Source organism: Streptomyces sp. NPDC058008, assembly GCF_042886395.1.
Taxonomy (GTDB): domain Bacteria; phylum Actinomycetota; class Actinomycetes; order Streptomycetales; family Streptomycetaceae; genus Streptomyces.
On sequence record NZ_JBHVQX010000028.1, the window covers coordinates 81762 to 102031 of the forward strand.

The following is a 20270-nucleotide window of genomic DNA, read 5'->3' on the forward strand; positions in this document are numbered from 1 at the left end:
CCGGCTGCCGCCGGTGCCCGCCCGCCGCCTGAACGACGAGAGTCCGCCGCCATGTACGAGTTGTCCCGGGTCCGCCTCTACTCCATCGGGCCCGCCGGTGCGCGCTACGCCGACACCGTGCTGGACCTGCGGGGAGTCGGCGCGCCCGTGCCCAGGCCCGCACCGGCCCAGGCGGAGTTCTTCGAGGACGAGCCGGTCGGCCCGCCCCGCCGCCCCGCGCCCGCCGGCGTGCTGTTCCTGGAGAACGGCGGCGGCAAGTCCGTCCTGCTCAAACTGATCTTCTCGGTGATGCTGCCCGGGCACCGCAACACCCTGGGCGGCGCCAGCTCCGGCGTGCTGCGCAAGTTCCTGCTCGCCGACGACTGCGGACACGTCGCCCTGGAGTGGCAGCACACCCTCACCGGCGAATGCGTCGTCGTCGGCAAGGTCAGCGAGTGGCGCGGCCGTCAGGTCTCCAACGACCCGCGCAAGTTCGCCGAGGCCTGGTACTCCTTCCGCCCGGGGCCCGGCCTCAGCCTCGACAGCCTGCCCGTCGCCGAGGCCAGCTCGGTGGGCCGCCCCGCCGAGGGCGTCTCGGGGGCCCGCGGCAGGCGCCGCACCATGAAGGGCTTCCGCGACGCCCTCATGGACGCCGGCAAGTTCTACCCGCACCTCGAGGTGTCCTGGGAGGAGATCCACGACCGCTGGAACGAACACCTCGGCGACCTCGGCCTCGACCCCGAACTCTTCCGCTACCAGCGGGAGATGAACGCCGACGAAGGAGAGGCCGCCGGCCTCTTCGCCGTCAAGAAGGACTCCGACTTCACCGACCTGCTGCTGCGGGCCGTCACCGACACCCGCGACACGGACGGCCTCGCCGACCTCGTCAGCGGCTTCGGCAACAAGCTCGGCCGCCGCGCCGAGCTCACGGCGGAACGCGACTTCACGGCCGGCTCCGTCGACCTGCTGGGCCGGATCGTCGAAGCCACCGCGACCCGGGCCCGCAGCCGCGACGTGCACGCCGGCGCCGAGCGGCGCACCCGCACCCTCGCCCGCAAGCTCTCCGGCCGCGCCGCCGAGGAACGCGGCCGCACCGCCGAGCTCGCCCAGCAGGTCACCTCCGCCGCCCACACCGTCACCGAGGCCGAGGCCACCCGGGGGCACCGGGACCTGATCGCGGCCGAACTCGCCTACCGGCACGCCTCCCTGGCCCTGACCGCGGCCGAGAAGAGCGCGGCCGCCCAGCGCCGCGAGCTGGGCGAGGCGCGCACCCTGCACTCCGCCTGGCAGGCCGCCGAAGCGGTCCTGCGCCACCGTGCCGCCGCCGACCGCTCGGCCCGAGTCGCCGTCGCCATCCGGGAGGCCGAGCGCGACGCGGCCCCCGCCCTCGCCGCCCGCGCCACGGCCGCCGCCGACCTCGTACGCGCCCTGCACACCGCCGCGGAGGCGGGGGAGCGGGTGGCCGACGAGGAGGAGGAGCGCTCCGCGACCCTCCAGTCCACCGGGGAGACGGCTCACCGGGACGCCACCACCGCCGCCACCGAGGCCCAGCGTGCCCGCAGCGAGGCCGGCCACCTGCGCCAGCGCCTCGCCGAGGTCGAGCAGGAGACCGCCGAGGCCGTGCGGGCGGGCTGGCTCGACGACACCGCGCCGGACGCCGACCCCGCCCGCGCGGCCCTCGCGGCGAACGACGCCGAGAAGACCGCGGTCACCGCCTGGGACACCGCGCGGGAGGCCGCCAGAGCCACCGCCGACCAGGCCAGGGAAGCCGCGTCGGCGGAGAGCCGCACCGAACTGGCCGCCGCCCGGGCCGCCGACGCCGCGGACGCCGCCGAACAGTCCTACGAGGCCGAGCGCAGGGCCGCCGAGTCGATCGCCGCCGACCACCGCCTCGCCGACCTGCTCGGCCTCCCCACGGCGGCCGGAGCGGGCGTACCCCGCCCCCGCCGGGCCGCCACCGGCACGGACGGCACCGGGGACACCCCGCACGGAACGGCCTCCGGCGACGCGCAGTGCCTCACCGCCGAGGAGTTCGACAACAGCGCCGACGACCTGAGGGAACTCCTCGACCAGGGCGTCACCGCCGCCGAGCGCAGGCTCTTCGACCTGCGCACCGCCGCCGCCGACGACTCCCGCATCCTCGGCGCCCTCGGCGACGGCGGACTGCTGCCCCCGGGCCCCGACGTCCTCGCCACCGTCGAATACCTCGGCGAGCACGGCATCCCGGCCCTGCCCGGCTGGCGCTACCTCGCCCAGGCCGTGGACCCCGCCGACCACGCGGCGGTCCTGGCCGCACGGCCCGAGCTCGTCGACGGCGTCGTCATCACCGACCCCGACGCGCACACCCGCGCCCGCGAGGTCCTGGCCGCCGCCGCCCTGCTGCCCCGGTCGGCCGTCGCCGTCGGCACCACCGCGGCCCTCCTCGCCCCCGTGCCCGCGGCCGGCGGTCCCGGCGACGCCGACGGCGTGTTCCTCGTACCGCCGAACCCCGCGATGCACGACGAACACGCCGCCGACGAGGAGCGCCAGGCGCTCAGGGCGCGGGCCGCCGCACGCGACGAGGACATCAGGACGCTCGCGGCCCGGCTGGCCGCCGACCGCTCCCTGGCCGCCCGCATCGGGTCCTGGCGCGCCGACTGCCCGCCCGGGATGCTCGCCGAGCTCGGCGAAGCCGCCCGGTCCGCCCGAACCACCGCGCAGACCGCGGAGGCCGAACTCGCCGAGGCGCGCACCGTACGCGCGGAGGCCGACGAGGCCGCCGCCGACGCCGCACGCGTCCGCGACGAGCGGCAGGAGGCGGCGCAGCGCGCCCGCCGGGCCGCCGACGCACTCGCCGGTCTCGCCCACCGGCTCCGCGACCGGGCGGGCTGGCAGGCGCGGCTGCGTGAACTGACCGACGAGGCGGCCGAGTCCGAGGCACGCGCCTCGACCTGCCTGGACCGGGCGCGCGCCGCCGACGAGGACCGCAGGGCCGCCCAGCGCGCCGCGGACGACGCCCACCGCACCGCACGCGCCCTGCGGGCCGAGCGCGCCGAGATCGCCGGTGCCCCGGAATCCCTCCCGGAGCCCGGACCCTCCGCCACGCGCACCTCGCTGCCCGCCCTGCGGGAGGCCTACCGGGCGGCCTCCCAGCTGTACGAGAAGGTAGGGGTCGGAGCCGACCTGAGGGCCGAGCAGGCACGTGCCGAGAGCGACGAGAGCGCCGCCCTGGCCGAACTCGACCGCCTCACCAACAAGGTCCGCACCCGGGCCGCCCAGCTCCTCGAAGGCACCGACGGAGCCGACGGTCCCTCCCGCCAGGCGGCCGCCGCCCGTGCCGAATCCCTCGTCCAGCTCCTGGAGACCCGGGCGTCCACGGCCAGCGAACAGCTCGGCCGGCTGCGCGGTGAGGCCGAGCGCCTCGCCCCCGCCGACGAGGCACCCCACCACACCGAACTCCCCGACGGACTGACCCCGGCCGACGCGGACCAGGCCCAGACCCTGCTCAGGACGGCCACGGCCGAACTCGCCGCCGCCACGGCGGCGCTGGACACCGCGCGCGCGGCCCACGCCGAACTGCTGCGCGCCCACCGCACCGCCGAGGACTCCGCGAGCGGATTCGACGAGACCGCCGCGCTCCTGCGCGACCTCCTCAGGGACCACGGGCCCGAGGACGAGACCGAGTCCCCCGACCCGTACCCGGGCACCCTCGAAGAGGCCCGGCAGTCCGCGGCCGAGGCCCGCCGCTCCCTGCGCGGCTGCGCCACCGACCTGTCGGCGGCCGAGAGTTCCGTACGGGAGGCCAGCGACGTCCTCGTACGGCACGCCAACTCCACCCGCTACGAACAGGTCCGCACACCGGCCCGGCAGCAAATCCGGGAACTCCCCGCGGCCGCACTGCCCGACCACGCGGAGAAGTGGGCCGCGGCCTTCGCGCCCCGGCTGCGCGTGCTCACCGACGAACTGGCCCAGCTGGAGCGCAACCGCGACTCCATCGTCGACCGGCTCCGCGGCCTCGTCGAGTCCGCCCTCACCACGCTCCGCTCGGCGCAGCGGCTCTCCCAGCTGCCCGAGGGCCTGGGGGAGTGGTCCGGACAGGAGTTCCTCCGGATCCGCTTCGAGGAACCCGACCAGGCCACCCTCACCGAGCGGCTCGGCGAGGTCATCGACGAGGCCACGCACGCGGCCCTCAAGAAGAACTCCGACCTGCGCAGGGACGGCATGTCCCTCCTGCTGCGCGGCGTCGAGGCGGCGCTCCGGCCCAAGGGGATCGCCGTGGAGATCCTCAAGCCGGACGCCGTGCTCCGCGCCGAGCGCGTCCCGGTCGGGCAGATGGGCGACGTCTTCTCCGGTGGCCAGCTGCTCACGGCCGCCATCGCGCTGTACTGCACGATGGCCGCCCTGCGCAGCAACGACCGGGGCCGCGACCGGCACCGGCACGCGGGCACGCTCTTCCTCGACAACCCCATCGGGCGAGCCAACGCCACGTACCTGCTGGAACTGCAGCGCGCGGTCTCCGACGCGCTGGGTGTCCAGCTGCTCTACACGACCGGGCTGTTCGACACGACGGCGCTCGCCGAGTTCCCGCTCGTCATCCGGCTCCGCAACGACGCGGACCTGCGGGCGGGGCTGAAGTACATCAGCGTGGAGGAGCACCTCAGGCCGGGGCTGCCCCAGCAGGACCCCGAGGGTGAGACCGTCCACGGCGAGATCACCGCGACCCGGATGTTCAAGCGGACCGCAGAGGCGCCGGAGGCCGCGGGCGCAAGCGCCGTCCCCGAGATGCGTACGGAGATGACGGACGCGCCCACGGAGACGGCACCGGCGGCCGAGAAGCGCTAGGGCGGGCCGGGGCGCGGACGGTCAGGCCCGGGAGAGCCGGCCCTCGCCCCGGCGTCGTATCCGGGCCTCCCTGCGCGCCCGGGACCGCGCGGCACGCCTGGCCGCCCGCCGCTCCCGGCGCATGCGGCGCGCCGTGCTGCTCGGCGTGGAGACCACGCCGTGGCGCTGGTTCCACACCTGCCGGGTCACCCAGACGTCCAGCACCGACCAGGTCGCCACCACCGTGCTCGCCACGCCGCCCAGCACCATCGGGAAGGCGAGCCAGGACGAGGCCAGCGTGCACAGGAAGGCCACCATCGCCAGGATGAGGGTCAACGACATGATCAGGACCGCCCGCACGGCGGCGGTCCGCACCGGGTCCGGCATCCTCCGCCGCACCGCGGGCTCCTCCACCCACAGCTGCCGCGGGATCCGGGCACCGGCCGCCGACGCGGCGGCCGGCGGCACGCCCGTCACCGACGACGCCGTGCCCCTTCTCTCATCCGTGTCCAAGGACCTCAACTCCCCACCACCGTCCGACTCGAAGGGTGGCTGCCCGGCCCGCGCCCGTTCTACGCGGGCGGAGCCGCTCGCCTGTCGCACGTACCCCCGAGAGGTTCTTCTGCCCCGTACGTACGGACGAACGCCAGGTCGCGAAGATTCCCGCCACGGGCCGCAACTGGCCCCGAAAGGTCACGGAACGAAGACTTCCAGCCAACTGCCGTGTCCGGACACACCGCGTTCGGCCAGCGGTTCTCTGTCGCTTTCGCGAATTTCTTCGCTGGGAATACCGGGACAACTGGTGAGCAACACAGGAAAGAGCGGCCGGAAATCGTCCGGACGTGCCTTCGAGTTACCGGCGGGTCAGTAGTAGGCTCGCGCCGTTTGTTGACGGAACACCGGCCGACGTTCGCCCGACCGCGGCAGGAACACCGGAACAACCAGGACGACCGGGTAACCGGAACCACCGGGAACGCCGACACGACCACCCCCGCGGTGCGGGGTCGAGCTGGGGGAGGCCATGCGCTTTCGCGGGAAGTCCATCCGCAGGAAGATCGTGGCGTTGCTCCTCGTGCCGCTCGCCTCCCTCACCGGCCTCTGGGTCTTCGCCACCTACGTCACCGGCCGTGAAGCCGGCCAGCTGATGGGCGCGAGCGCGATCGTGGAACAGGTCGGCCACCCGCTGGAGGACACCATCCGGGCCGTCCAGGGCGAACGCCGTCAGACCCTCGTCTTCCTCGCCGACCCCCGGGCCTCGGACGCCCTCCCCCTGCTGCGCCGTCAGCGCGCCGTGACCGACCGGGTCGTGGCCGACGTCAGGCAGAACGCGAGGAGCGAGGACATCCGGGACAAGCTGAGCCCCGAGTCGGAGGCCCAGCTCGACTCGATCCTCGGCGAGATCGACGGCCTGGACACCCTGCGGGGATCCGTCGAGAAACGCACCATCGACCGGACCAGGGCCCTCGACTTCTACAACGGTCTCGTCGACCCCTGCTACCGCTTCCTGAACGGTCTCCACACGATGGAGAACGTGTCGATGGACAAGCAGGTCCGCGCCCTGGTCGGCATCTCCCGGGCCCGCGAGATGCTCTCACGCGAGGACGCCCTGATCGCCTCGGGCCTCATCGCGGGACGGCTCGGCGCCCCCGAACTCCGGGTCGTCTCCGACCTCGCGGCCAGCCGGACCCTCCTGTACGAGGTCAACCTCGAACTCCTCCCGGAGAGCGAGCGCGGCCGCATGGAGCAGTACTGGCGCAGCCCCGACACCGAGCCGCTGCGGACGGCCGAGCGGAAACTCATCGCCGCCGGCCCCATCACCAGGCCGGGCGCCGTCGACTCCGCGCGCTGGGAGGAAGTGGCCCCGCCCGTCCTGCAACAGCTGGCCAACGACGGTACGGAGATGTCCAACCGCTTCCAGGACCGCGCGGAACCCGCCGGCTACCGGGTCCTGATCCAGGCCGGAGTGGCCGGCGTCCTGGGTTTCGTCGCCCTGCTCGTCTCCGTCTTCGTCTCCGTGCGCGTGGGACGCGAACTGATCCGCGACCTCTCCCGGCTCCGCAAGGACGCCCACGAGGTGTCCGGGGTACGGCTGCCCAGCGTGATGCGGCGGCTGGCCGCCGGTGAACAGGTCGACGTCGAGACGGAGGCCCCGCACCTCAGTTACGAGCGCGACGAGATCGGCCAGGTCGGGCAGGCGCTCAACACCCTCCAGCGGGCCGCCGTCGAGGCCGCCGTCAAGCAGGCGGACATGCGGCGCGGGGTGTCCGAGGTCTTCGTCAACCTCGCGCGTCGCAACCAGGTGCTCCTGCACCGCCAGCTGACGCTCCTGGACACCATGGAGCGGCGCACCGAGAACGGCGACGAACTCGCCGACCTCTTCCGCCTCGACCACCTCACCACCCGCATGCGGCGCCACGCGGAAGGCCTCGTGATCCTCTCCGGGGCGGCCCCGTCCCGGCAGTGGCGCAAGCCGATCCAGCTGATGGACGTGGTGCGGGCGGCGGTCGCCGAGGTGGAGGACTACGAACGGATCGAGGTCCGGCGCCTGCCCCGCATCGGCGTCGGCGGCCCGGCCGTCGCCGACCTCACCCACCTGATCGCGGAACTGCTGGAGAACGCCACGGTGTTCTCGCCCCCGCACACCGCGGTCCAGGTGCACGGCGAACGCGTCGCCAACGGCTTCACCCTGGAGATCCACGACCGCGGCCTCGGCATGGCGCCGGAAGTCCTCCTGGACGCCAACCTGAGGCTCGCGGAGACACCCGACTTCGAACTCTCCGACACCGACAGGCTCGGCCTCTTCGTGGTCAGCCGGCTCGCCCAGCGGCAGAACGTGCGGGTCTCGCTCCAGACCTCGCCGTACGGAGGGACGACCGCGGTCGTCTTCATCCCGGCGCAGCTGCTCACCGACGCGCCCGACACCCACGGCACCGGCTTCCGCCTCGACCGGCGCGCCGAGAAGGCGATCGGCGGCAGGACCCGCAGGGACGGATCCGCGGACACCGGCGCGCCGGGCAGGACGTCCGGACTCGCCCCCGTTCCCACCGGCCTCACCGACCCGTCCGTGCTCGACGGCCCCGTCGAACTCGAAGGACCCGTGGGCACACTCGGGTTCACCGACCCGGCGGTCGACCGGGAGCTCGACCCCGCCCTGGGCCCCGTCCTGGACGGGGTGTCCGACCTCGAGGACACCGAGAGCGAGCGGGGCGGCATCTTCCGGGCCCGCGACCTGCGCAGGGAAGCAGGCCGGGAACAGCACCAGCAGGCCTACGACGCGTCGGAAGGACGCTCGGCGGACGTCCGGCCCATGCGCCCCGCGGGCCCCGTCCCGCTGCCGCGCCGCAAGCCGCCGACGCTCGTCAGCGACCGGGGCCGCCGCGTCGGGGAGGCGGGCCGCTCCCACCACGGCGCACCCGACGGCTTCCCCCCGGCGCCCGACGCCGGGGACCCCACCCCGGGGGAGACCCCCGCCGACGACGCGCCCGCGCGGCTCAGGCCCGCGCCGGACACCGTGGGCGGACTGCCGCGCAGGGTCCGCCAGGCCAGCCTCGTCCCACAGCTCCGGGAGGACGCCGCGGGGCGGGCTTCCGGCCACACCTCCACGGACACCGACGACGACCTCGAACGTGACGCGGAAGAAGTACGCAATCGCATGGCTTCGCTTCAGCGCGGCTGGCAACGCGGCCGTCGGCAGAACGCCGAGGACGAGGCCGGCCACGGCGAGACCGCACCAGGAACGACTCCGGGAGGGGACGGTCGATGACCGCACCGAACGCCGCAGCACCCAACGCCTCACGCCAGGGCTCCGGCGAGCTCAACTGGCTTCTCGACGAACTGGTCGAGCGCGTCGCGAGCATCCGCAAGGCGCTGGTGCTCTCCAGTGACGGCCTCGCCACGGGCACGTCCCAGGACCTGACCCGTGAGGACAGCGAGCACCTGGCGGCCGTCGCCTCCGGATTCCACAGCCTCGCCAAGGGGGTGGGCCGCCACTTCGACGCCGGCCGGGTCCGGCAGACCGTGGTCGAGCTCGACGAGGCCTTCCTCTTCGTCACGGCGGCGGGCGACGGCAGCTGCCTCGCCGTCCTGGCCGACTCGGACTCGGACGTCGGGCAGGTGGCGTACGAGATGACCCTGATGGTCAAGCGCGTGGGCGCGCACCTGGCCAATGCCCCCCGGACCACCGGTCTTCCCGCCGGAGGGTGAGGCGAGGGGATGAGCGCAGACTCCGTCCGGGACACCGCGCCCGCATCACCACCCGCTCCCGCGGAAGCGGGCTCCTCGCGCTGGTACGACGCCGAAGCGGGTCCGGTGGTCCGGCCCTACGCGATGACCCGGGGGCGTACCAGCAGCGCGTCCCGTCATCGTCTCGACCTGATCGCGATCGTCATCCCCGAACCGGCGGCCGACGATCCGGGCCGTGACCAGACGCTCTCCCCGGAACACGTGGAGATCGTCGAACTGTGCAGCGACATGCCCCAGTCGATCGCCGAACTCGCCTCAGGGCTGGATCTCCCCGTCGGGGTGGTCCGCGTCCTGGTGGGTGACCTCGTCGAGGACGAGCTGGTGCACGTCACCCGTCCCGTTCCGCCGGCCGAGCTGCCGGACGTGAGCATTCTTCGCGAGGTGATCAATGGCCTTCGGGCGCTCTAGCCGCAGCAAGCGGCACGTCGAGCCCGTTACCCTGAAAATCCTGGTGGCGGGCGGCTTCGGTGTGGGCAAGACGACCCTGGTGGGCGCGGTCAGCGAGATCAGACCGCTGCGAACCGAGGAGACACTGAGCGAGGCGGGCCGCCCCGTCGACGACGTGGCGGGGGTCGAGGGCAAGAACACCACCACCGTCGCCATGGACTTCGGCCGGATCACCCTGCGCGAGGACCTGGTCCTCTACCTGTTCGGGACCCCCGGACAGGACCGCTTCTGGTTCCTCTGGGACGAACTGGCCCAGGGCGCCCTGGGCGCGGTGGTCCTCGCGGACACCCGGCGGCTGGAGGACTGCTTCGCGGCGGTCGACTACTTCGAGCGCCGGGAAATCCCGTTCACGGTGGCCGTCAACCTCTTCGAGGGCGCCGAGGAGTTCCCCACGGCGACCGTCCGGGCTGCACTCGACCTCGACCCCGGGGTACCGGTGCTGCTCTGCGACGCGCGCGACAAGGCGTCCGTACGCGACGTGCTCGTCGCCGTCGTGGAACACGCCATGGTGCGGACCGGCCGGCACCCCGAACCGGCGAGGACCTGACAGCCGAAGTGACGCGGCCCGTACCCCCGCCGACAGGGGTACGGACCGCGCGTACGGTGCGGGGGGCAGCGGGCGCACGAAGAGTTTTCACCCGGGGTGACGGCCCGTCAACCCTGCGGGCGAACCTGTGGACGCGGGTTCTCCGCGAGCCACTTCGCCGCGGTCGCGGCGAGTTCGGCGTCCCGCCCCGCGAGCATCGTGCGGATCATCCGCACGTCACCGCGCAGCGACCACGCGGGATGCCCGAACGTCGCCGGATTGTTCCTCTCGACGAGGAAGTGCGCGGGCCACGCGCTTCCGTACCCGATCAGCGGCAGGGCCAGGGCGTACCGCTTGCGGCCGCGCGCCAGACCGTAGGCGCTGACCGCCACACCGGTCAGCGTCCCGGCCAGATGGACCCACCGGGTCGCCGCCCGGGAGTGCATGGCGACGTAGTAGGGCCAGAACTCCTCGTACGAACCGAACGTCTCCTGTGACATACCGGCACCGTAGTGGCTCGCCCGGCAACCGGATACGGCAGTTCCGCGTCCGTGAGGGAGAACGGCGGCCGGAGCCCACGGGGGTGGTCCCGGTCGCCGTTCCCCGTCCGGACCGTCAGTGCCCCGCGACGGACCTCCTGGCCACCGGGAAGTCGAAGTAGGTGTCCGGGAAGAGCTCGGGCCGGTAGGTGAAGTGCCACCACTCCTCGGCCAGGTTCACGAACCCCAGGCCGGTGAGCCTCTCCTTGAGGAACTGCCTGTTGGCGCGCTGCACACCCTGGATCCGGGGGTCGTCCGTGTGCGACAGGGTGTCGAAACAGTCGTAGCCCGTGCCCATGTCCACCGAGTTGTCGGGGAAGCGCACGCCCTTCGGCGCGTAGCACGGGGTCAGCTCCTCGCCGGGCTCGTACGGCCGGGTCGGCAGCGCCGGCAGCCTCACCAGGGTGAGATCCACCGTGCTGCCCCGGCTGTGACCGGACTTCTCCGCGATGTAACCGTCCTCGAACAGGCGCGTCTTGTCGACCAGCGGATAGAACTCGTCCTTCATGGCCTGGTCGTCGAGGTCCTTCGCCCAGCGCACGAAGTGGTCCACGGCGCGCTGCGGCCGGTAGCAGTCGTACACCTTGAGCGAGTAGCCCTGGCGCAGAAGGCTCCGCTGCGCCGTGCGCAGCGCGAGGGCGGCGGGCCGGGTCAGGATGCAGACGGGCTGCCGGTAGCCGTCCACCGGCTCTCCCATGAAGGTGTGCGCGGTGGCGTAGCGCATCTCCGTGATGATCGTGGGGTCGACGGAGCGGAGGTCGACGAACTCCGGGGGAGCCTGGGGCCCGGGCCCGGCCGCCGCCACGGGCGCGGCGGCGGTCACGGGGAGCAGAGCGGCGCAGGCGGCGGCCGCGGCACGGAGAAGACGAGCGATTCCTGTCATGGGCACACCGTCTATCAGCTCCGGGGCCGCAGGAGAAGGGCGATCGGATACAGTCCGCCCGTGAACGACTCCCACTGCGGCAGCTGCGGAGCCCCGTACGCCACCGAAGCCTGGCCCCGCACGTGCGCGGCCTGCGGGCACACCGCCTACCGCAACCCGCTGCCCGTGGCCGTCGCCCTGCTCCCCGTCACCGGGGAGCGGGGCACGGGCCTCGTCGTCATCACCCGCACCATCCCGCCGCACCGGGGCGGGACCGCGCTGCCCGGCGGCTACATCGACCTGGCCGAGGACTGGCGCCACGCCGTCGTACGCGAACTGCGCGAGGAGACCGGTATCCGGGCCGACGCGACGGAGGTGCGCCTCGCCGACGCCCTCAGCTCACCGGACGGACACCTGCTCCTCTTCGGACTGCTCCCGCCCCGCCCCGCCGCCGGACTCCCGCCCTCCGCACCGACGGACGAGACCGCGGGATACGACATCCTGACGACCCCGGACGAACTCGCCTTCCCCCTCCACACCCGCGCCGTACGCTCCTGGTTCGCCGGCGCCTACCGCTGATCCGGCTCGGCCAGCCCCCGCACACGGACCGGACACGTCACCAGCCCCTCCTCGCCGTCCCGCTCGACCACCACACGCCCCGCACGCAGCCGCGACGTGTAGCGCTCCACCTCCGCCCGCTCCCACCCGTCACCCGCGTCCCGCACGACCAGCCCGCCCCCGGTACGGCCCACGGGCGGAGCCCACACCTCCAGTTCCAGCCTTCCCTCCGGCCCCCGCACCGGGATCACCGCACCGGCCCGCGCCAGCACCGGAATCCGTGACAGCGGCGCCTCCACCACCACCCGCCCCGGCCCCTCGTACGCCTGCCCGGTCACCGTGTCGTACCACCGCCCGCGGGGCAGCCGCACCGGCCTGCGCACGCCGCCCTCCTCCAGTACCGGTGCGACCAGCAGCGCGTCACCCAGCAGGAACGCGTCCTCACAGTCCCGCAGCTCCCGGTCCGCCGACGCCCCCCACCACACCGGCCGCACGTACGGCGCACCGGTCAGGCGGGCCAGCTGCGCCAGCGTCACGAAGTACGGCCGCAACCGCTCGCGCTCCGCCAGCGCCCTTCCGGCGTGGGCGAGCACCTCCGGCCCGAACTCCCACGGCTCCCTGCGCCCCGCGTCGACGGCCGCGTGCGTGCGGAACAACGGCATGAAGGCGCCCAGCTGGAACCAGCGCAGGTACAGCTCCGGCGACGGCGACCCGTCGAACCCGCCGACATCGGGCCCCGAATACGGCACCCCGCAGAGACCGAGCCCCAGCACCAGGGCCAGCGAGGCCCGGAGCCCGGGCCACCCGGTGGCCACGTCACCGGACCAGGTGCCGCCGTACCGCTGCATCCCCGCCCAGCCCGAACGGGAGAAGAGGAACGGACGCTCCTCCGGGCGCAGCCGGCGCAGCCCCTCGTACCCCGCCCTCGCCATCGCCAGGGCGTACACGTTGTGGGCCTCCCGGTGATCCCCTCCCCGGCCCTCCAGCGAGTGCCGGGACGAGAGGGGCAGCGAGGGGTCGCCGAAGGCCGAGAACGACACCGGCTCGTTCATGTCGTGCCACACCCCGGAGAACCCCTGGCCGAGCCGTTCCTCGTACAGGGTGCCCCACCACCGCCGGACGAGCGGATCCGTGAAGTCCGGATAGACGCACGCCCCCGGCCACACCTCACCCAGCACCGGAACACCCTGCGGATCCCGCACGAACGCGCCCCGGGGGCCGACCTCGCGACCGCTGTCGAACACCGCGTTGCCCGCCGACGCGCGCACCGCGGGATCGACGATCGACACCAGCCGGACGCCCTCCTCGCGCAGCTCCTTCGCCAGTCGGGGCAGACCGGGGAACCGCTCCTGGTCGACCGTGAAGACCTGGTGCGCGTCGAAGTGGTCGATGTCCAGGTGCAGCGCCGACAGCGGAAGCCCCCGCTCCAGGTAGCCCGAGACGATGCGCCGCACCTCCTGCTCGCTGCCGAACCCCCAGCGCGCGTGCTGGGGACCGAGCGCCCACGAAGGCGGCAGCGCCGGCGCCCCGGTCAGCGCGGTCCAGCCCTGAAGCACCCTGGCCGGCGTACCCACCACCACCCAGCAGCGGAGCGGACCGCCGTCCATCCGCACCTCACAGGCACCCGGCCGGTCGTGCCCCGACCCCGCACCCTCCTCACCCTCCCGCAGCGTCACCCCGCCCGACCACGTGTTGTCGTGGAAGGCCAGATGCGTCCCCGCGTCCGAGACCACCACCTGCACCGGCATCGTCAGGTACAGCGGATCGTCCCCGGGACCGAAACGCCCGCCCGGATCGGTGTTCCACAGCCGGTACGTGCCCTCCCGCAGCCGCGGACCGCCGGCGCGGCCGCCCAGCCCGAAGAAACGCGCGTCCGCCGGCACCTCCGACCGCTGCACCCACCGCGCCGCGCCCCCGTCCACCGGTTCCCACCACCGCGGCGGCAGCTCCCGGCGCAGCAGCACCCCGCCCGGCGTACGCAACTCCACCGCGCCGTGCCGCGACACGACGACCGTCAGCCGCTCCGACACCACCTGCCAGCCGCCGTTCTTGTCCGGCTCCAGCCGTGCCCGCCCGTCCGGCTCGGGCTCGTCCCCCGCCAGGGCGTACGACGGCGACGCCTGTGCCCCGTCCCACGACCAGAACAGCGCACCACCCACCGCCACCCGGATCCGCAGCCGCGAACGCGCGAACCGCACGACCCCACCGCCCGGCTCCGGTTCCGCACCGAGCAACAGGCCGGGCACACGGGCCCGCTCCACACCGCGCGGCGCCAGCGCCCGCGCATCCGCACGCCGGTGCCGCCAGGCCGAGCGCACCGTACGCATCCCCTGTACGGAACCGACCATTCTCACCGAGCGCACCAGGTCACGACCATCCATGCGGCCACCCTGCCATCCGACCGGACGGATGCGTGCTCCGTTCAGCTTCCGTTCACCTGTGGCGCCACCACACAGCCGGACACGCGAGCATGGCGGGCGGACCCTGGTGCCCAGGACGATCACATGGCATCGTCCGTGACAGCCGTTCACGCGCACACCCCAGCCCGTGCGCGACACACGCACACCCCGCGTACACCCCGAAAGGCCAGGGAGCCTCCATGACCTCAGCAGCCGGCGAAGCCCCCCTCTGGCAGCCCGGGCCCGAGCGCGTCGAGGCCGCGGCCGTCACCCGCTTCCAGCGATGGGCCGCCGGGCGCCACGGAGCCCCCGCGGACGGCGGCTACGCGGCCCTGCACCGCTGGTCCGTGGACGAGCTCGACACCTTCTGGAAGGCCGTCGCCGAGTGGTTCGACGTGCGCTTCTCCACCCCGTACGACACGGTCCTCGGCGACCGCACCATGCCCGGGGCCCAGTGGTTCCCCGGCGCCGCCCTCAACTACGCCGAACACGCCCTCCGCACCGCCGACGACCCCCTCCGCGCGGACACCCCCGCCCTGCTGTACGTCGACGAGACCCACACCCAGGTCTCCGTCAGCTGGCACGAACTCCGGCGCCAGGTGGGCTCGCTGGCCGCCGAACTCCGCGCCCTGGGCGTCACCCCCGGCGACCGGGTCAGCGGATACCTCCCCAACATCCCGCAGGCCGTCGTCGCCTTCCTCGCCACCGCAGCGGTCGGCGGGGTCTGGACCTCCTGCGCCCCCGACTTCGGGGCCCGCAGCGTCCTGGACCGCTTCCAGCAGGTCGAACCCGTCGTCCTGTTCGCCGTCGACGGCTACCGCTACGGCGGCAAGGAACACGACCGCACCGCGACCGTGGCCGAGCTCCGCGGTGAACTCCCCACCCTGCGCGCGGTCGTCCACATCCCGCTCCTGGGCACCGACACCCCCGAGGGCGCCCTCCCGTGGCAGGCGCTCACCGCCTCCGACACCGAGCCGGTCTTCGAGCAGGTCCCCTTCGAGCACCCGCTCTGGGTGCTGTACTCCTCCGGCACGACCGGACTCCCGAAGGCGATCGTCCAGTCGCAGGGCGGGATCCTCCTCGAACACTTCAAGCAGCTCGGACTGCACTGCGACCTCGGCCCCGACGACCGCTTCTTCTGGTACACGTCCACCGGCTGGATGATGTGGAACTTCCTCGTCTCCGGCCTGCTCACCGGCACCACCGTCGTCCTGTACGACGGGAGCCCCGGCCACCCCGACGTCAGCGCCCAGTGGCGCGTCGCCGAACAGACCGGCGCGACCTTCTTCGGCACGTCCGCCGCCTACGTCATGGCCTGCCGCAAAGCCGGCGTCCACCCCGGCCGCGACCACGACCTCAGCCGCGTCCAGTGCGTCGCCACCACCGGCTCCCCGCTGCCGCCCGACGGCTTCCGCTGGCTGCACGACGAGTTCGCCGACAGCGGTGCCGACCTGTGGATCGCCTCCGTCAGCGGCGGAACGGACGTCTGCAGCTGCTTCGCGGGCGCGGTCCCCACCCTGCCCGTCCACATCGGCGAACTGCAGGCCCCCTGCCTCGGCACCGACCTCCGGTCATGGGACCCCGCGGGCCGTCCGCTCACCGATGAGGTCGGCGAGCTCGTCGTGGCCGCCCCCATGCCCTCCATGCCGGTCCGCTTCTGGAACGACCCCGACGGCCGCAGGTACCACGACAGCTACTTCGACATGTACCCGGGCGTCTGGCGCCACGGGGACTGGATCACCCTCACCGACCGCGGCTCGGTCGTCATCCACGGCCGCTCCGACTCGACCCTCAACCGGCAGGGCGTCCGGATGGGTTCCGCCGACATCTACGAGGCGGTCGAACGGCTCCCCGAGATCCGCGAGTCGCTCGTCATCGGCCTCGAAGAGCCGGACGGCGGCTACTGGATGCCCCTGTTCGTCCACCTCGCCGAGGGCGCCACCCTCGACGACGGGCTGCGGGACAGGATCAAGCGGGCCATCCGCGAGAACCTCTCACCGCGCCACGTACCGGACGAGGTCATCGCGGTCCCCGGTATCCCGCACACCCTCACCGGCAAGCGCATCGAGGTCCCGGTCAAACGCCTCCTCCAGGGCACCGCCCTCACGAAGGCGGTCAACCCGGGCTCGGTCGACAACCTCGAACTCCTCCGCTTCTACGAGGACCTGGCGCGCGCACGCCACTGAACCGGCCGCCGCACGACCCACTGTCAGTCCCCCTGATTACGCTGAGTGAGCAATCATCGACAGCGCACAGGGGGACTCATGGCGCACATCAGGCAGACCGGGCGCGGCCGTCAGCGTTCCGCACCATCCATGCGACGCGCACTGTGCCGCGAAGCACCCCGTACCGTCGGCCTCCTGGTCGACCCGGAGGACTTCGCGGCCATGCGCCGCTACCGCAGCTTCACCTTCGAGGACCACGACGCCTACCTGCGGCAGGCCGAAGGGCTGCTGCGCGCCCTCGCCGCCCAGGGCACCCACACCACCGTCGCCCTCTTCGACCCCGAGGACTACGCCCGGTTCTGCGCCGAATCCGGCCTCGATCCCGACGCGCACCCGAGCCGCAGCCGCTACACCGCCGAGATCGCCGCGGGCGGCGCCACCGTCGCCTACACGGGCCAGCCCATCGACACACTGATCCCCCTGCTCGTCTCGCGGGCCGTCCGCCAGGCGACCTGGGAGTACGCCACGACGCGGCTCGACGGCCTCGGCGACTGCGCGGACTGCGGACAGGACATCGGCAGAGCCTCCTTCGACCGGGCGTCCCACCTGCTGACGCGCCTGCTGGAGACCGCGGGGCCGGGGACCCACCATCTCGTGTGCAGCGTGCCCACGGAGGACGAACAGCTCCTCGCCGTCCTCCGCACCGCCCGGGACACGGACGGCCCGGTCCGTCTCGCCCCGTCGGAGGGAGCGGAGTTCGCCACCGTGCTCGCCGTCGGGGTCGCGCTCGGGACCAGGGGAGGCGTCGTACTGCGCACCACGGAGCCCGGCACCCCGGACCGGGTCCACGGCTGGCGCCTGCACCGCGGCAGCCTCCTCCCGCTCACCGCGGGCGAGGTCTTCAGCGCCTACTGCACCGACGCCGACACGGGCGAACCCGTCTCCCCGGAATCCGGCGTCGAACACTGCGCCGGCTTCGACATCGGCGCCGACGAACCGGAGGCCCACCACTGACCCCCGGCAGACGGAAGGGGCTCCCGCCGGAACCGGCGGGAACCCCTTCACATCCGACCGCCCGAGGCGGGCGGGATCATTCGCCCGAGAGCACCGCCTGAGCCGCGCGCCGAGCCTCCTCGGCGGAGTCCGCCGCACGCGCGGCGGAGGCCGCCCGCTCGCACTGCGCCAGCGTGTGCTTCGCCAGCGTCGCCCGTACATAGGGGATGGACGCCGCACCCATGGAGAGGGAGGTCACGCCCAGACCGGTCAGGACGCACGCCAGCAGCGGGTCGGAGGCGGCCTCACCACAGACACCGCAGCTCTTGCCCTCGGCCCTGGCGGCCTCGGCCGAGAGCGCGACGAGGTCGAGCAGCGCGGGCTGCCACGGGTCCTGCAACCGCGAAACGGCGCCCACCTGACGGTCCGCCGCGAAGGTGTACTGCGCCAGGTCGTTGGTACCCAGCGACAGGAACTCCACCTCCTGGAGGATCGAGCGGGCCCGGAGCGCGGCCGACGGGATCTCCACCATCGCGCCGAACTTCGCCTGAAGCCCCGCCTCGCGGCAGGCGTCGGCGAACGCCTTCGCGTCGGCGCGGTCCGCCACCATCGGTGCCATGACCTCGAGGTACACCGGCAGCCCCTCGGCCGCCCGCGACAGCGCGGTCAGCTGGGTCCGCAGCACATCGGGGTGGTCCAGCAGGCTGCGCAGACCCCGTACACCCAGCGCGGGATTGGGCTCGTCGGCCGGCGTCAGGAAGTCCAGCGGCTTGTCGGCACCGGCGTCCAGGACCCGCACCACCACCCGCCCTTCGGGGAACGCCTCCAGCACCGCCCGGTACGCCGCGACCTGCTTGTCCTCGGACGGCGCCTGCTTGCTGTCGTCCAGGAACAGGAACTCCGTACGGAAGAGGCCGACGCCCTCGGCGCCTGCCTCCAGGGCCGCCGGAACGTCACCGGGGCCGCCGACGTTGGCGAGCAGCGGCACCTTGTGACCGTCGGAGGTGGCCCCCGGGCCGGTCACGGCCGACAGCGCCGCCCTGCGCGCCGCCGAGGCACTCTCCATCTCCGAGCGCTTCTCCTGGCTCGGCTCGACGAAGATCTCACCGGTGCTGCCGTCCACGGCCACGACCGTGCCTTCGGCGATCTCACCCGCGCCGGGGAGGGCCACGACCGCCGGCACGCCGAGCGCCCGCGCGAGGATGGCGCTGTGACTGGTGGGCCCGCCCTCCTCCGTGACGAAGCCGAGCACCAGCGTGGGGTCGAGCAGCGCGGTGTCGGCGGGGGCCAGGTCGCGTGCGATCAGGACGTACGGCTCGTCGCTGTCCGGCACACCCGGCATCGGAACACCGAGCAGCCGCGCCACGATCCGGTTCCGGACGTCGTCGAGGTCGGCGACCCGCCCCGCCAGGTACTCCCCGGCGTTGGCGAGCAGGGCCCGGTAGGCGGCGAACGCGTCGTAGACACCGCGCTCGGCGGTGCTGCCCACGGCGATACGGCGCTCGACATCGGCGATCAGCTCGGGGTCCTGCGCCATCATGGCCTGGGCCTCGAGCACATGCTGTGCCTCGCCGCCCGCCAGGTTGCCGCGCGCGATGAGGTCGGCCGCGACAGCTTCCACGGCCTGGCGGGCACGCCCCTGCTCGCGCTCGGCCTCTTCCGCGGGAATCTGTTTGGCCGGCGGCTCGAGCACCGCCGTGCCCATGTGCCGAACTTCGCCGATCGCCACCCCGTGGCTCACGCCGACGCCTCGCAGCGTTGTCTCCATTTCACCCGTCTCCGATAGTGCGGCGGCTGGACCGCCACGGTGGATACCCAACTGGCCCGTCACTGTGCCGAGGGTGTCACTGCCAGCCGAACAGCGTCTCGCCGACCTTCACGTCGCCGTCCTCGACCACGTCGGAAAGGGACTCGGCGGTGGCCTCCAGTGCCACGACCGGGCAGATCGCGGACTTACCGGCGGCCTCCACACCGGCGGGGTCCCAGCGGACGATGCCCTGTCCACGGGTCACCGTGTCCCCCTTGTTCACGAGGAGTTCGAAGCCCTCGCCGTTGAGCTGCACCGTGTCGATCCCGAGGTGCGTCAGCACCCCGTGCCCCTGGTCGTCGACGACGACGAAGGCGTGCGGGTGGAGGGAGACGACGATGCCGTCGACCGGCGACACGGCCTCGGAGGGCTCGCGCACGGGATCGATGGCGGTACCGGGGCCCACCATCGCTCCGGAGAACACGGGGTCGGGAACCGCGGTGAGTCCGATGGCACGGCCGGCGAGCGGGGACGTCACTGTGGTCATGGAGAGCCTCCCAGAGGTGGGGATCCGGATGTCACCGCCACGGCGGATCGGGGGCGGCGTACTGATCAGCAGCGTAAGTCATATGAAGTCCCGGTTCCGCCCGAGAGCAACCGGTTGGCCGACCTACAGACCCGCCGCAAACGATTTGCCTCGCCCCACAGCGGCCTGTACTGTCGTACCCCTGCCTGACCCCGACGGGACTTCGAGTCCCGGGATCGGCAGCGACTCCCAAGCCCAGACTGTAACTCCGACAGTGCTCCCGCATGCTCGCGAGGGCCCCGGTCGGAGCAACGGAAAAGGCCTGATAGAGTCGGACTCGCCGGAAAGGGAAAACGCGAAAGCGAAGACCTGGAAAGCGAAAAGGCAGTAATGCAGGAACCCGCTTCGGCCGGGAATCGGACACGAAAGAGTCTGATAGAGTCGGAAACGCAAGAACGAAGGGAAGCGCCCGGAGGGCCCCGGTGAA

General features: G+C 73.2%; 14 protein-coding genes. 8 read left to right on the forward strand and 6 right to left on the reverse strand.

All coding sequences use genetic code 11. The features are described 5' to 3' along the window. Window positions 1-51 precede the first annotated feature (51 nt). Window positions 52-4800, forward strand: coding sequence for a hypothetical protein (locus tag ACFVS9_RS25845; RefSeq protein ID WP_389935863.1), 4749 nt, complete (start codon window positions 52-54; stop codon window positions 4798-4800). A 21-nt stretch (window positions 4801-4821) separates the two neighbouring features. On the opposite strand, the gene ACFVS9_RS25850 is transcribed toward ACFVS9_RS25845, so the two are convergent. Then, a complete protein-coding gene (locus tag ACFVS9_RS25850; RefSeq protein WP_383116920.1) occupies window positions 4822-5292 on the reverse strand; it encodes a hypothetical protein in 471 nt (156 codons plus the stop codon). Between the two features lie 508 nt (window positions 5293-5800). Here ACFVS9_RS25850 and ACFVS9_RS25855 point away from each other — a divergent pair. The 4 genes from ACFVS9_RS25855 to ACFVS9_RS25870 are packed head-to-tail and all read left to right on the forward strand — an operon-like array spanning window position 5801 to window position 10015. Beyond that, the gene (locus tag ACFVS9_RS25855; protein WP_389935867.1) at window positions 5801-8542 is read left to right on the forward strand and encodes a nitrate- and nitrite sensing domain-containing protein; all 2742 of its coding nucleotides are present in this window, start codon (window positions 5801-5803) and stop codon (window positions 8540-8542) included. Then, entirely contained in the window at window positions 8539-8982 is a 444-nt protein-coding gene (locus ACFVS9_RS25860; protein ID WP_383116922.1) for a roadblock/LC7 domain-containing protein, read from the forward strand. The genes ACFVS9_RS25855 and ACFVS9_RS25860 overlap by 4 nt, the downstream gene beginning before the upstream one ends. A 9-nt stretch (window positions 8983-8991) precedes the next feature. Beyond that, window positions 8992-9429, forward strand: a complete 438-nt coding sequence (locus ACFVS9_RS25865) for a DUF742 domain-containing protein (RefSeq protein WP_383116923.1) — start codon at window positions 8992-8994, stop codon at window positions 9427-9429. Further along, on the forward strand, window positions 9410-10015 hold the full coding sequence (locus ACFVS9_RS25870) for an ATP/GTP-binding protein (RefSeq protein ID WP_383116924.1): 606 nt from the start codon (window positions 9410-9412) through the stop codon (window positions 10013-10015). The genes ACFVS9_RS25865 and ACFVS9_RS25870 overlap by 20 nt, the downstream gene beginning before the upstream one ends. A 107-nt stretch (window positions 10016-10122) precedes the next feature. Here ACFVS9_RS25870 and ACFVS9_RS25875 read toward each other — a convergent pair whose 3' ends face one another. Both ACFVS9_RS25875 and ACFVS9_RS25880 read right to left on the reverse strand, forming a co-directional pair. Continuing rightward, the gene (locus tag ACFVS9_RS25875; RefSeq protein WP_389935871.1) at window positions 10123-10494 is read right to left on the reverse strand and encodes an Mpo1-like protein; all 372 of its coding nucleotides are present in this window, start codon (window positions 10492-10494) and stop codon (window positions 10123-10125) included. A 115-nt stretch (window positions 10495-10609) separates the two neighbouring features. Next, window positions 10610-11416, reverse strand: coding sequence for a M15 family metallopeptidase (locus tag ACFVS9_RS25880; RefSeq protein WP_389935874.1), 807 nt, complete (start codon window positions 11414-11416; stop codon window positions 10610-10612). 60 nt (window positions 11417-11476) lie between these two features. Between ACFVS9_RS25880 and ACFVS9_RS25885 the strand changes: the two genes are divergently transcribed. Then, complete coding sequence (locus ACFVS9_RS25885; RefSeq protein WP_383116927.1) at window positions 11477-11974, forward strand: NUDIX domain-containing protein; 498 nt, start codon at window positions 11477-11479, stop codon at window positions 11972-11974. Here the strand turns inward: ACFVS9_RS25885 and ACFVS9_RS25890 are convergent. After that, the gene (locus tag ACFVS9_RS25890) at window positions 11965-14334 is read right to left on the reverse strand and encodes a glycoside hydrolase family 31 protein (RefSeq protein ID WP_389935877.1); all 2370 of its coding nucleotides are present in this window, start codon (window positions 14332-14334) and stop codon (window positions 11965-11967) included. The genes ACFVS9_RS25885 and ACFVS9_RS25890 overlap by 10 nt on opposite strands. A gap of 218 nt (window positions 14335-14552) precedes the next feature. Between ACFVS9_RS25890 and ACFVS9_RS25895 the strand changes: the two genes are divergently transcribed. Together ACFVS9_RS25895 and ACFVS9_RS25900 are read left to right on the forward strand one after the other, a co-directional pair. Then, the gene (locus ACFVS9_RS25895; RefSeq protein WP_383116929.1) at window positions 14553-16538 is read left to right on the forward strand and encodes an acetoacetate--CoA ligase; all 1986 of its coding nucleotides are present in this window, start codon (window positions 14553-14555) and stop codon (window positions 16536-16538) included. 78 nt (window positions 16539-16616) lie between these two features. Further along, a complete protein-coding gene (locus ACFVS9_RS25900; protein WP_389935880.1) occupies window positions 16617-17531 on the forward strand; it encodes a hypothetical protein in 915 nt (304 codons plus the stop codon). A gap of 76 nt (window positions 17532-17607) precedes the next feature. Here ACFVS9_RS25900 and ptsP read toward each other — a convergent pair whose 3' ends face one another. Together ptsP and ACFVS9_RS25910 are read right to left on the reverse strand one after the other, a co-directional pair. Further along, entirely contained in the window at window positions 17608-19278 is a 1671-nt protein-coding gene (gene ptsP / locus ACFVS9_RS25905; RefSeq protein WP_383116931.1) for a phosphoenolpyruvate--protein phosphotransferase, read from the reverse strand. A gap of 76 nt (window positions 19279-19354) precedes the next feature. Beyond that, entirely contained in the window at window positions 19355-19804 is a 450-nt protein-coding gene (locus ACFVS9_RS25910) for a PTS glucose transporter subunit IIA (protein ID WP_383116932.1), read from the reverse strand. Window positions 19805-20270: the final 466 nt, after the last annotated feature.